Raw genomic sequence first — 514 nt, 5'->3', positions numbered from 1 at the left:
AGCGCAACCTCCACCGCGAACAAACCAGCCTGGGTGAACACCGTCTCATCCAACAACCCCTCCGGCGACCCGAACACCACCTCACGCACAGAATGGGCCACCCAACCCGACAACCGCTCATCCAACAACCCACACACCTCATCAAACACCGCCCGAAACACCGGGAACCGCTCCCAGAGTTCCCGACCCATCCCCACCCGCTGCGAACCCTGACCCGGAAAAACGAACACCACCTTCCCCACGCCATCAGCCCGGCCCACCACCACACCCCCCGGCACCGGACCACCCGGCACCGGACCACCCGCCGCCACCCCGCCCAGACCGACCCGTGCCTCCTCCACCGACCCCGCCACCACCACCGCCCGCTCCACCAACCGGCCCCGCCCCGACACCAACCCCGCCGCCACACCCGCCAGACCCGACTCCCCCATCCCCTCCACGAACCCCGCCAACCGGCCCGCCACACCCGCCAACGACCGTCCCGACCTCGCCGAAAACACCAGCGGAATTACGG

1 protein-coding gene is annotated in these 514 nt (G+C 69.3%); it reads right to left on the bottom strand.

Translation table 11 applies throughout. The annotated features are described in order from the left end of the window. A partial coding sequence (locus MXD58_RS30455; RefSeq protein WP_284678844.1) for an acyltransferase domain-containing protein occupies positions 1-452 on the bottom strand: 452 nt, incomplete at its 3' end. Between the last annotated feature and the right edge of the window lie 62 nt (positions 453-514).

The organism is Frankia sp. AgKG'84/4 (assembly GCF_023242965.2).
Lineage (GTDB): Bacteria > Actinomycetota > Actinomycetes > Frankiales > Frankiaceae > Frankia.
Note: the sequence above shows the minus strand (reverse complement) of the source record. Positions and strands in the feature narration are given on the sequence as shown.